General features: G+C 64.0%; 9 protein-coding genes. 7 read left to right on the top strand and 2 right to left on the bottom strand.

Annotated elements, in window-relative coordinates; translation table 11 throughout:
* Window positions 1-201: 201 nt before the first annotated feature.
* The gene (locus G5S35_RS12490) at window positions 202-1,947 is read left to right on the top strand and encodes a proline--tRNA ligase (protein WP_065060405.1); all 1,746 of its coding nucleotides are present in this window, start codon (window positions 202-204) and stop codon (window positions 1,945-1,947) included.
* Between the two features lie 41 nt (window positions 1,948-1,988).
* Complete coding sequence (locus tag G5S35_RS12485) at window positions 1,989-2,588, top strand: MarC family protein (protein ID WP_065060404.1); 600 nt, start codon at window positions 1,989-1,991, stop codon at window positions 2,586-2,588.
* Between the two features lie 76 nt (window positions 2,589-2,664).
* On the opposite strand, the gene G5S35_RS12480 is transcribed toward G5S35_RS12485, so the two are convergent.
* Together G5S35_RS12480 and ffh are read right to left on the bottom strand one after the other, a co-directional pair.
* Window positions 2,665-3,216 carry a hypoxanthine-guanine phosphoribosyltransferase gene (locus G5S35_RS12480; RefSeq protein ID WP_065060403.1) on the bottom strand — a complete coding sequence of 184 codons (552 nt, stop codon included), beginning with the start codon at window positions 3,214-3,216 and terminating at the stop codon, window positions 2,665-2,667.
* A gap of 157 nt (window positions 3,217-3,373) precedes the next feature.
* Window positions 3,374-4,741 carry a signal recognition particle protein gene (ffh, locus tag G5S35_RS12475; protein ID WP_065060402.1) on the bottom strand — a complete coding sequence of 456 codons (1,368 nt, stop codon included), beginning with the start codon at window positions 4,739-4,741 and terminating at the stop codon, window positions 3,374-3,376.
* 126 nt (window positions 4,742-4,867) lie between these two features.
* Here ffh and G5S35_RS12470 point away from each other — a divergent pair, with 126 nt between their 5' ends.
* The 5 genes from G5S35_RS12470 to G5S35_RS12450 all read left to right on the top strand — a co-directional run bounded on the left by G5S35_RS12470 (window position 4,868) and on the right by G5S35_RS12450 (window position 12,351).
* Window positions 4,868-5,806 carry a cytochrome C assembly family protein gene (locus tag G5S35_RS12470; RefSeq protein ID WP_183038348.1) on the top strand — a complete coding sequence of 313 codons (939 nt, stop codon included), beginning with the start codon at window positions 4,868-4,870 and terminating at the stop codon, window positions 5,804-5,806.
* A 119-nt stretch (window positions 5,807-5,925) separates the two neighbouring features.
* Window positions 5,926-6,288: a PP0621 family protein gene (locus G5S35_RS12465; protein WP_183038347.1), complete on the top strand. Its 363-nt coding sequence runs from the start codon at window positions 5,926-5,928 to the stop codon at window positions 6,286-6,288.
* The gene (gene ampD, locus G5S35_RS12460; protein ID WP_065060399.1) at window positions 6,285-6,899 is read left to right on the top strand and encodes a 1,6-anhydro-N-acetylmuramyl-L-alanine amidase AmpD; all 615 of its coding nucleotides are present in this window, start codon (window positions 6,285-6,287) and stop codon (window positions 6,897-6,899) included. Before G5S35_RS12465 ends, ampD begins: the two co-directional genes overlap by 4 nt.
* A gap of 575 nt (window positions 6,900-7,474) precedes the next feature.
* Window positions 7,475-10,471 (top strand): ribonucleoside-diphosphate reductase subunit alpha, encoded by a 2,997-nt coding sequence (locus G5S35_RS12455; protein WP_110329529.1) that lies wholly within the window; start codon window positions 7,475-7,477, stop codon window positions 10,469-10,471.
* A gap of 656 nt (window positions 10,472-11,127) precedes the next feature.
* On the top strand, window positions 11,128-12,351 hold the full coding sequence (locus tag G5S35_RS12450) for a ribonucleotide-diphosphate reductase subunit beta (RefSeq protein WP_065060441.1): 1,224 nt from the start codon (window positions 11,128-11,130) through the stop codon (window positions 12,349-12,351).
* The last annotated feature ends 35 nt before the right edge of the window (window positions 12,352-12,386 follow it).

The raw sequence follows: 12,386 nt of genomic DNA, 5'->3' as shown, positions 1-12,386 counted from the left end.
GGTCCTCACGCACCCGACGGCCAGAATATCGGACCGATTTGCCGCGTATGCGCAAAAGCGCCCGGCGGCGCGATCGGCGCCGGACCTGGCGGGCGTCATCGGTGCGGCGCACGGCGTGTTGTCATAATGGCGGTTTCCTGAACTCCACCGTTGGTCTCTCTTCGGGCGGTCCGCACTGGCCGCCGCTTTTGGAAAATCTGAATGAAAGCCTCCCGTTTCTTTATCGGCACCCTGAAGGAAGCGCCGGCTGACGCCGAAATCGTCAGCCACAAGTTGATGGTCCGCGCGGGCATGATCCGTCGCGTCGCGGGCGGCATCTACAACTATCTGCCGATCGGTCTGCGCTCGATCCGCAAGGTCGAGCAGATCGTGCGCGAGGAAATGAACCGCGCGGGCGCCATCGAACTGCTGATGCCGGCGGTGCAGCCGGCCGAGCTGTGGCAGGAATCGGGTCGCTGGGAACAATACGGGCCAGAACTGCTGCGCTTCAAGGATCGCAAGCAGAGCGATTTCGTGATGGGGCCGACGCACGAGGAAGTCGTCACCGACATCGCGCGCAATCAGATCAAGAGCTATCGTCAGCTGCCGGTGAACTTCTACCAGGTGCAGACGAAGTTCCGCGACGAAATCCGTCCCCGTTTCGGCGTGATGCGCGGCCGCGAATTCATCATGAAGGACGCGTACTCGTTCGATAAGGACGTCGACGGCCTGAAGCTCTCGTACCAGAAGATGTACGACGCCTACGTGCGCATCTTCACGCGCCTCGGTCTCGATTTCCGCGCGGTCGTGGCCGACAACGGCTCGATCGGCGGCAGCGGCTCGCACGAATTCCACGTGATCGCGGAAACCGGCGAAGACGACATCGCCTACTGCCCGAGCTCGGAATTCGCCGCGAACGTCGAAGCCACCGACGCGCTGCCGCTGATCGCCACGCGCGGCGCGGCAAGCGAAGCGCTCACGAAGACCTCGACGCCCGGCGCGGCGAAGTGCGAGGCCGTGGCCGAACTGCTCGGCATCCCGCTCGAACGCACCATCAAGTCGATCGTGCTGGCCACGGACAACGAAGGCGCCGAACCCACCGAACCCACCATCTGGCTGCTGATGCTGCGCGGCGACCACTCGCTCAACGAGATCAAGGTCGGCAAGCTCGAAGGCCTGAAGGGTTTCCGCTTCGCGACCGAAGCCGAGATCGTCGAGTGGTTCGGCACGCCGCCGGGCTACCTCGGTCCGCTCAACACGAAGAAGCCCGTGAAGGTGGTCGCCGATTCGACGGTCGCGAACATGAGCGACTTCGTCGTGGGTTCGAACGAAGTGGACTTCCACACCACGGGCGTGAACTGGGGCCGCGATCTGCCGGAGCCGGTCGTCGCCGACATCCGCAATGTGCAGAAGGGCGATCCGTCGCCGGACGGCAAGGGCGTGCTCGACATCTGCCGCGGCATCGAAGTGGGCCACGTGTTCCAGCTCGGCACCAAGTATTCGGAAGCGATGAGCGCCACATACCTTGCCGAAAACGGCAAGCCCGCGCCGATGCAGATGGGCTGCTACGGCATCGGCATCACGCGTATCCTGGGCGCCGCGATCGAGCAGAACTTCGACGACAAGGGCATCATCTGGCCGGAATCGATCGCTCCGTTCCAGGTGGTCGTGTGCCCGATGGGCCTGGACCGCAGCGAACTCGTGCGCGAGCACGCCGAGCGCGTCTACAACGAGCTGGTCGCGGCTGGCGTGGACGTGATTCTCGACGACCGCGGCGAGCGTCCGGGCGTGATGTTCGCCGACTGGGAACTGATCGGCGTGCCGCATCGTCTCGTGATCGGCGATCGTGGTCTGAAGGACGGCAAGATCGAGTATCAAGGCCGCCGCGACACCGAAGCGACGCTGCTGCCGGCCGAAGAAGCCGCGCAGACGGTGGCGCAGAAGATCGCCGCCGCGCTGGCAGTGTGATGCGCGCCGTTTCTCGTCTCGGCTAAAGGAGCGCCGCGAGCGTGGAATACAGTTTCCTGTCCGCGACGGTCCTGCTGCTGCTGATCACCGATCCGCTCGGCAACATTCCGCTCTTCATCGGCTGTCTGCGCGGTGTGGCGCGGGAGCGCCGGGCGATCGTGATCCTGCGCGAAGTCGCGATCGCGTTCGTGATCCTGCTTGTGTTCATGGTGGCCGGCAACGGCTTCCTGCGCATGATGGGGCTCACGGACACGTCGCTGCGCATCGGCGGCGGCATCGTGCTGTTCCTGATCGCGCTGCGCATGATCTTTCCGCATCCGGGCGGTCCGTTCGGCGCGGGCGACAAGGGCGGCGAGCCGCTCATCGTGCCGCTTGCGATTCCCGCGCTCGCGGGACCGTCGGCGCTCGCCACGGTCATGCTGCTCACGTCGCAGGCGCCGGGCAAACTGTTCGAGTGGATCGGCGCGCTGATCGTGACGATGGCGATCTGCGCGATCGTGCTGGTGCTCGCCGAGCGCATCCAGCAACTGCTCGGCGAGCGCGTGGTGACGGCCTTCGAGCGCCTGATGGGCCTCGTGCTCGTGGCGATTTCGGTGGAGATGATCCTCGCGGGCATCGCCGCGTTCGTGCATCACCTCTGACGCCGCGCGCAGGCGTCGACGCAAACAAAAAAGCCGCTTCGTTCGAAGCGGCTTTTTTTATCGGCTCGTGCCTGACTTACGCGCCTTCGGTCAGCGCGCGAATCGTCGGCAGATTGCGCCAGTAACCCTTGGCGTCCATGCCGCAGCCGAACACGTAGCGGTCCGGCACCGAAAAGCCGCAGTAGTCCGGATGCAGCGGCTTGGCCTTCGGAATGATCTTCTCGCACAGCACGGCCGAGAGGAAACGCTTCGCGCCCATGTCCATGATGCGGTCGCGGATCGCGGCCATGGTCTCGCCTTCATCGAGGATGTCGTCGAGCACGATCACGACGCGGTCCTTCACCGACTCGCGCGGCGCCACGCGCCACTGCATTTCCGCGCTGCCCTTGATGGCGTTGCGGTAGCGCGTGAGGTGGATGTAGTCGAATTCGAGCGGGAAGTCGAGGTGCGGCAGCAGCATGCCGGTGAACACGGCCGCGCCGCCCATCACCGACAGCACGAGCGGGAAGTCCTCGCTGATATCGGCGCGAATGGCTTCGGCCATCCGGCCGATCGACGCATTGACATCGCTCTCCGAAACGATCTCTTCGGAGTGGCGGAAAATATGGAGGGCTTCTTCGCGATTCATGACTCTGGCGGGGCAGTGGCTGTAGCTATTCAGTGTGGAAAATAACGACGGCGCGCGCTACAGCAAAAACCCGCGCTACCATGTCCAGCTCGCGCGCCGCGTCGTGTTGGGCCGCACGCGCAATGCGCCGCGCGGCCCGCCAATCAGGTCGATTCGATCAGCGCATGCCGGGCATCATGCCCTTCATGCCGCGCATCATCTTCTGCAGATTGCCGCCCTTCAACTTCTTCATCATGGTGCGCATCTGGTCGTACTGGTTCAGCAGGCGATTGACTTCCTGAACCTGCACGCCCGCGCCCGCAGCGATGCGGCGCTTGCGCGTGGCCTTGATCAGATCCGGCTTGGCGCGTTCCTGCGCGGTCATCGAATTGATGATGCCTTCCATGCGGCGCATCTGCTTTTCGGCGACGCCCATGTCGGCGCCCGACGCGGCCTGCTGGAATTGCGCGGGCAGCTTGTCCATGAGCGACGACAGGCCGCCCATCTTCTTCATCTGCGAGAGCTGCGCACGGAAATCGTTCAGGTCGAAGTCGCCGCCCTTCTTGACCTTGTCGGCGAGCTTCTGCGCGGCTTGCACGTCCACGCCGCGCTGCGCTTCCTCGACGAGGGCGAGAATGTCGCCCATGCCGAGAATACGGTTGGCCATGCGGTCGGGGTGGAACACTTCCAGACCGTCGAGCTTTTCCGCGACGCCGACGAACTTGATCGGCTTGCCGGTGATGTGGCGCACGGAAAGCGCCGCGCCGCCGCGCGAGTCGCCGTCGAGCTTGGTGAGCACGACGCCGGTGAGCGGCAGGGCGTCGTTGAACGCCTTCGCGGTGTTGACCGCGTCCTGACCGAGCATGGCGTCGACGACGAACAGCGTTTCAGCGGGCTTGAGCGAGCTGTGCAGCGCGCTGATCTCGTTCATCATCGCCTCGTCGATACCGAGGCGGCCGGCCGTGTCGACGAGCAGCACGTCGTGATAATGGCGCTTGGCCCAGTCGACCGCGGCAGCAGCGATCTCGACGGGCTTCTGATCCGGCTGCGAGGGGAAGAAGTCGGCGCCGACCTGTTCCGTCACCGTCTTCAGCTGCGCGATAGCAGCGGGGCGGTAAACGTCGCACGAAACGGTCAGGACCTTCTTTTTGTACTTCTCGCGCAGCAGCTTGGCGAGCTTGCCGGTCGTGGTGGTTTTACCCGCGCCCTGCAAGCCGGCCATGAGGATGACGGCGGGCGGCGTGACGTTCAGGTTCAGCTCGGCGGCCTTGCCTTCGTAGTCGCCGCCGATCACGGCGGTCAGCTCGCGCTGCACCACGCCGACGAGCGCCTGGCCCGGCGACAGGCTGCTGATCACTTCCTCGCCGAGCGCCTTTTCCTTCACCTTGGCGATGAATTCGCGCACGACGGGCAGCGCCACGTCCGCTTCCAGCAGCGCGAGACGCACCTCGCGCAGCATGTCCTGCGTATTGGCTTCGGTCAGCCGGGCTTCGCCGCGCAGCGTCTTGACGACGCGCGCCATCCGTTGAGTAAGATTGTCGAGCATGGGGAGGCGGTGAGCAGTGCGGCTCCCGAACGTCGCGCGTGGCACGGGAATGCGGCAAATTGCCGGGTTCCGTCGCCGCTTTGTTACGCTGCGTCGTGGAAAGGGGGCCTATAGTAAACTTCGAACATGGATATTGTACTGTATGCCCTCACCGTGCTCCTGTACGGCGGATTGTGTGCCGCCGACTGGCATGCACTGCGGCGCGCCGGCGCGCCGCCGCTCCTCGGCAGCGTGCCGCCGGTTCCGGTCGCGCTCGGCCCACGCGACGCCGGCGAACCGGGCTCGCGCCCGCGCAGCTTCGGCGCGCTGTCGCGCTCGCTGCTGTTCGTCGCGCTCGCGGCGCACGGCGTGCTGCTGCACATGACGATCTTCCCCGCCCACGAGATGATCTTCGGCTTCGCGTTCGCGTTGTCGGCGATGTTCTGGCTCGGCGCGGTGATCTACTGGATCGAGAGCTTTTTCTTCGCGCTCGACGGCCTGCGTCTGTTGCTGCTGCCGCTCGCGGCCGTCGCCGCCATCCTGCCGCTCGTGTTCGGCGGCGTGCGCGTGCTGCCTTACGCCGCGGCGCCGATGTTCAAGCTGCATTTCGTCATCGCCAACGTCGCTTACGGGCTGTTCGCGATCGCCGCGCTGCACGCCGTGCTGATGCTCGCCGTCGAGCGTCGTCTGCACGCGCTCAAGGGCGCGGGCTTCCAGCGCAACGCCGGCAACAAAGGCGGCGGCTGGCTGTCGAACTGGATCGAGACGCTGCCGCCGCTGCTCACAATGGAGAAGCTGCTGTTCCGTCTGATCGGCGCGGGCTTCGTGCTGCTCACGGCCACGCTCGTTTCGGGCATCGTGTTCAGCGAGCAGTTGATCGACCGTCCGCTGTCGCTCGATCACAAGACGGTGTTCGCGTTCCTGTCGTGGCTGATGTTCGGCGCGCTGCTCACCGCGCGCAAGATTTCCGGCTGGCGCGGACGCTCGGCGCTGCGCTGGGTGATCGCGTCGTTCGTCGCGCTGTTGCTCGCGTATGTGGGCAGCCGTTTTGTGTTCGAGGTGCTGCTGCATCGGCCGGTCGTTTGATCGCGAGCGCTGCGCTTCGATGTGTTCCGTTGTGTTTTCGTTGCCGCGCCTGTCCGTTATTGCACGCGATTTGCACGCGAGTCGTGCACGGAGCGGCGCACTGAAACCAGACTGATTCCATGAGACAGATTTTTCTTCTGATTCTGCTGTTCGTCGTCGGGCAGTGGTTCGTCAAGGCGCTGCGCCGTGCGCAGACGCAATCGCCGCAGTCACGCACGGGCGCCGATCCGCGTCAGGCGGGTCCGTTCGGCACGCAAGGCACGAACGGCGCGCAAGGTTCGAACGGTGCCGCTGGCGCCGCGGGTGCCAGGCGTGCGAACGGCCAGGGTGCGTTGCCCGAGCCGATGGTGCGTTGCGCCGAGTGCGGCGTGCACGCGCCGCGCAGCGAGTCGGTGAACGTCGGCGCGCAGTCGTTCTGCAGCGCCGAACACGCGCGTGTCTACGACGCGCGCAAGTCCGGCCAGGACCGCGCGGCGCGATGAGTCGTCACGCGCAGTCTGCGGCTTCGTCTGTGTTCTCGATCGATGCGCAAGGTTGGGCCGATGGCGCGCAGCGCCTGGCGTCGCCGAATTTCGAAGCGCGTCCGGACGGCGCGACGCCGACGCTCATCGTCGTGCACAACATCAGTCTGCCGCCCGACACGTTCGGTGGCCCCGAGATCGCCGACCTGTTCCTCAATCGCCTCGATTGCGATGCGCATCCGTACTTCGATACGTATCTGCGCGGCGTGCGGGTCTCGGCGCATTTCGTGATTCATCGTAACGGCACGCTCGAGCAATTCGTTTCGTGCGACGAGCGCGCGTGGCACGCGGGCCTCTCCAGCTTCTTCGGCCGCGAGCGTTGCAACGACTTCTCGATCGGCATCGAACTCGAAGGCAGCGATACGCAGCCGTTCGAACCCGCGCAATACGCCACGCTCGCGCCGCTCGTGCGCGCGATCGCGGCGCGCTATCCGATCGACGCGCTCGCCGGGCACTCGGACATCGCGCCGGGCCGCAAGACCGACCCCGGTCCGCATTTCGACTGGGCGCGTTTGCAGCGCGAGACGCAACTGGGCGACGCGTTCTTTCCCTATCTGCACGCGCGGACCTGACGTGTTACCGGCGTCACGGGCATCGCAGCGTCGTCTTGACGCACCAAAGCGCAACTAACCAGGAAGTGCCGGCGATGCGCTAACCGCTGCGTCGCGTACGGACTTTCTGGCGCGGAGAAACTTGCGTTTGGCCCGAATGCCCGCGCCGTCTGGGCTTCGCGCCAGAGCCTCCTTTGTCAATACACCCGCCGTGAAATTTAGCCGTTGCACGTCCGGCAAGTTCCACTATACTTCGTACCCGAAGCACGGCTTTACACCATATGTTGTGTTGTTCCGCGGCGCCCCGCTCTCCGAGCACGGCGCCGCACGCATTAGCGGCATAGGAAAAGAACTTTGTGCGGTGCAGTCGGGCGAGAACCGGCGCACCGGCTGTAATCGAGAGAAAAGGTACAGCCAATGATCGCGGCATCCACGATGAAGACCGTCACGCTGTGTGGTTCATCAGCATTGCCGCATCCGGCAGCCTCGCCAGGCTGGCTTTTTGTCTCCGCCCATTCGTCCGCGCACACGGGGGCGCGGCGCCCGTATTAATTCGCGAAATCCTTCGCATATTTCCAGGACCAGGAGCTTTGCACATGCAAACGACCGATAACGTCTCGACCCGGTATGAAGGCGCGCCCGCCGCGCACACGCTGGGTGGTCAGCCGCAGGACGGCCAGGTCAGCGCGACGCAGTTCGCCGACCACAAGATCATTCGCCGTAACGGCAGTGTCGTGGGCTTCGAGCCGTCGAAGATCGCCATCGCGATGACCAAGGCGTTCCTGGCCGTCAATGGCGGGCAGGGCGCGGCGTCGGCGCGCGTTCGCGAACTCGTCGAACAGCTCACGCAGAACGTGGTGCGCGCGCTGGTGCGCAGCCGCCCGAACGGCGGCACGTTCCACATCGAAGACATTCAGGATCAGGTCGAACTCGCGCTGATGCGCGGCGGCGAGCACAACGTCGCGCGCGCCTACGTGCTGTATCGCGAGAAGCGCAACCAGGAACGCGCGCACGCGCCGGAAACGGCAGCGCCCGCAGCGCCTGGCATCAACGTCACCGACAACGGCGTGACGCGTCCGCTCGACATGCACGCACTGCGCGCGCTGATCGTCTCGTCCTGCGAAGGTCTGGGCGACGCCGTGAACGCCGACCCGATCGTCGCGGAAACGGTGAAGAACCTGTACGACGGCGTGCCGATGACGCAGGTCTACGACTCCGCCATCCTGGCCGCACGCACGATGATCGAAAAGGACCCGGCGTACAGCCAGGTCACGTCGCGCATTCTGCTGCACACGATCCGTCGCGAAATTCTGGAAGAAGAAGTCACGCAAGCCGAAATGGCCGTGCGTTACGCCGACTACTTCCCGCAGTTCATCAAGCGCGGCGTCGAAGCCGGCCTGCTCGACGACAAGCTCCAGCAGTTCGACCTCAAGCGTCTGGGCAACGCGCTGAACGCGAACCGCGATCTGCAGTTCGGCTACCTCGGCCTGCAGACGCTGTACGACCGCTACTTCCTGCACGTGCACGGCACGCGCATCGAAATGCCGCAGGCATTCTTCATGCGCGTCGCGATGGGCCTGTCGCTCAACGAGATCGACCGTGAAGCGCGCGCGATCGAGTTCTACAACGTGCTCTCGTCGTTCGACTTCATGTCGTCGACGCCGACGCTGTTCAACTCGGGCACGCACCGCTCGCAGCTCTCGTCGTGCTACCTGACGACGGTCGCCGACGACCTCGACGGCATCTACGAAGCGCTGAAGGACAACGCGCTGCTCTCGAAGTTCGCGGGCGGTCTGGGCAACGACTGGACGCGCGTGCGTGCACTCGGCTCGCACATCAAGGGCACGAACGGCAAGTCGCAAGGCGTGGTCCCGTTCCTGAAGGTCGTGAACGACACGGCCGTCGCGGTGAACCAGGGCGGCAAGCGCAAGGGCGCGGTCTGCGCGTACCTGGAATCGTGGCACCTGGACATCGAAGAATTCCTCGAGCTGCGCAAGAACACCGGCGACGATCGCCGCCGCACCCACGACATGAACACGGCGAACTGGATTCCCGATCTGTTCATGAAGCGCGTGATGGAAGGCGGTGACTGGACGCTGTTCTCGCCGTCGACCTGCCCGGATCTGCACGACCTGTTCGGCGCGGAATTCGAAAAGGCTTACGTCGCTTACGAAGAGAAGGCCGCACGCGGCGAGATCAAGCTGTTCAAGAAGCTGCCGGCTGCGCAACTGTGGCGCAAGATGCTGGGCATGCTGTTTGAAACGGGCCACCCGTGGATCACGTTCAAGGATCCGTGCAACGTCCGCTCGCCGCAGCAGCACGTGGGCGTCGTCCACTCGTCGAACCTGTGCACGGAAATCACGCTGAACACCAGCGACAGCGAAATCGCCGTCTGTAACCTGGGCTCGGTGAACCTCGTCGCGCACATGATCGAACAGGCCGACGGCACGTTCGCGCTCGACCACGAGAAGCTCAAGCGCACCATCAGCGTCGCAATGCGCATGCTCGACAACGTCATCGACATCAACTACTACGCGGTGTCGAAGGCGCGCAACTCGAACCTGAAGCACCGTCCGGTGGGCATGGGCATCATGGGCTTCCAGGACTGCCTGCACGTTCTGCGCACGCCGTTTGCTTCCCAGGAAGCCGTGGAGTTCGCCGACCGCTCGATGGAAGCCGTCTGCTACTACGCGTACTGGGCGTCGACGGAGCTGGCAGCCGAGCGCGGCCGCTACTCGACCTACCGCGGCTCGCTGTGGGATCGCGGCATCCTCCCGCAAGACACGCTCAAGCTGCTCGAGGAAGCACGCGGCGGTTACGTCGAAGTCGACACGAGCGAATCGATGGACTGGACGTCGCTGCGCGAGCGCATCGCGACGCACGGCATGCGCAATTCGAACTGCATCGCGATCGCGCCGACCGCGACGATCTCGAACATCATCGGCGTGTCGCCGTGTATCGAGCCGACGTTCCAGAACCTCTACGTGAAGTCGAACCTCTCGGGCGAATTCACGGTGGTGAACGACTACCTCGTGCGTGACCTGAAGTCGCGCGGCCTGTGGGACGAAGTCATGGTCGCCGACCTGAAGTACTTCGACGGCATGCTCTCGCGCATCGACCGTGTGCCGGCCGACCTGCGCGCGGTCTACGCGACGGCGTTCGAAGTCGATCCGACGTGGCTCGTCGAAGCGGCGTCGCGTCGTCAGAAGTGGATCGACCAGGCGCAGTCGCTGAACATCTTCATGGCGGGCGCATCGGGCAAGAAGCTCGACGAGATCTACAAGCTCGCATGGGTGCGCGGCCTGAAGACGACGTACTACCTGCGCACGATGGCGGCGACGCACGTCGAGAAGTCGACGGTTGCGCACGGCGCGCTGAACGCAGTGCCGACGGGCGGTTCGAACGGCGGCGGTGCAGCAGGCGGCGCGAACGGCGGTGCGGGTTTCGGCGCGGCCGGCGGCAACGGCGGTTCGACGGTGATGCAGGCGGCAGCGCCTGAAGCCGCTGTCGAAGCGGCGCCCGAAGCAGAAGGTCCGGTGTGCATGATGCGTCCGGGCGATGCGGGCTTCGAAGAGTGCGAGGCTTGCCAGTAATCGCGATGTGCGTGGCGGCAGCGCAACGGTGCTGCCACGCGTCACGCGTCACACGCAGTGCATCGACGGAATGAGTCGGCGGCGTGCAGCGAGTACAGACAGTAAACAGTAGTCGATGCCGTCGTCGATGCAAGTCGATACAGATAGAAGATGCAGACGCGGCGCGCGCAATGCGCGTCGCCAGGTTCAGGCGGTGGAAAAAAGGCTTCAGGATTCCCTGGGGTTTCGCCTGAACGCGAAACAGGTCGCGCGAGCCAGAACGCAGCGCGCGGCGCAGCGAACGACAGATCCACGCAGGCAGCGATGCCCGCAGCGCAGTTGCAGGTCTGTCGAAGCAGCAGCGAGCGAGTCGTGAAGCACGTTCGCAGCACGCAGTCGAAAGCATCGTGAACACGATGCGAAGCGCGCGCGGCGAACCACGTTTTCACACACGCTCTCGATGTCGCGAAGACCCTCGAAGCCAATCGCGCGTGCGATGTTCGAGCGACGAATACGCGATGCATCCGCACCGCTCACACGCCGCGATCGACACGATGCGATGACAAAGTGTTGTATCGAGGTCGCAACGCGAATCGAAAACAGGATTTTTCGTGTGCGAACCCTTTTATCGCGCATGAAAAGATGGTACAAACCGTTCTAAATTGATGGTGACATTTATGCTCAACTGGGATGACGAGAACACGGCCGTAACTCCGTCGAGCGGTGCGCAGCAGAACGCAATGCGCAACCCCGCTGGCCTGGCTGTCTCTGTTCCTGAAGCGCAGTCCGCACTGCACTTCACTCCTCAGTCTTCTTCGGCGACCAACATCTTCTCCGCCGACTTCGCAGTCGCACCGCCGCCGCAGGCGCCGGTCTCGACCGAAGCCCGCGTGAATGTCGCCGACAAGCGCATCATCAACGGTCAGACCGACGTGAATCAGTTGGTCCCGTTCAAGTACAAGTGGGCTTGGGAAAAGTACCTGGCCGGTTGTGCGAATCACTGGATGCCGCAGGAAGTGAACATGTCGCGCGACATCGCCCTGTGGAAAGACCCGAATGGTCTGACCGAGGACGAGCGCCGCATCGTGAAGCGCAACCTCGGCTTCTTCGTGACTGCCGACTCCCTCGCCGCCAACAACATCGTGCTCGGTACCTACCGGCACATCACGGCGCCCGAATGCCGCCAGTTCCTGCTGCGCCAGGCGTTCGAAGAGGCAATCCACACGCACGCGTACCAGTACATCGTCGAATCGCTCGGTCTGGACGAAGGCGAGATCTTCAATGCGTACCACGAGGTCAAGTCGATCCGCGACAAGGACGAGTTCCTGATCCCGTTCATCACCACGCTGACGGATCCCGCGTTCACGACGGGTACGCTCGAATCCGACCAGACGCTGCTCAAGTCGCTGATCGTGTTCGCCTGCATCATGGAAGGTCTGTTCTTCTATGTGGGCTTCACGCAGATTCTCGCGCTCGGCCGTCAGAACAAGATGACCGGCGCCGCCGAGCAATATCAGTACATCCTGCGCGACGAGTCGATGCACTGCAACTTCGGCATCGACCTGATCAACCAGATCAAGCTCGAGAACCCGCAGCTGTGGACGCCGGCGTTCCGCGCGGAGATCACTGAACTGTTCAAGCAGGCAGTCGAACTCGAATACCGCTACGCAGAAGACACCATGCCGCGCGGCGTGCTGGGCCTGAACGCATCCATGTTCAAGAGCTATCTGCGCTTCATCTGCAATCGCCGTTGCCAGCAGATCGGTCTGGACGCGCTTTTCCCGAACGAAGAGAACCCGTTCCCGTGGATGAGCGAAATGATCGATTTGAAGAAGGAACGCAACTTCTTCGAGACGCGCGTGATCGAATATCAGACGGGTGGTGCGTTGTCCTGGGAGTAATCCGGGCGCACTGCGGCAGTCAGTCTATTGGGGTG

It is taken from the genome of Paraburkholderia tropica (assembly GCF_014171495.1).
Lineage (GTDB): Bacteria > Pseudomonadota > Gammaproteobacteria > Burkholderiales > Burkholderiaceae > Paraburkholderia > Paraburkholderia tropica.
This window is presented reverse-complemented; position numbering and strand designations above follow the sequence as displayed.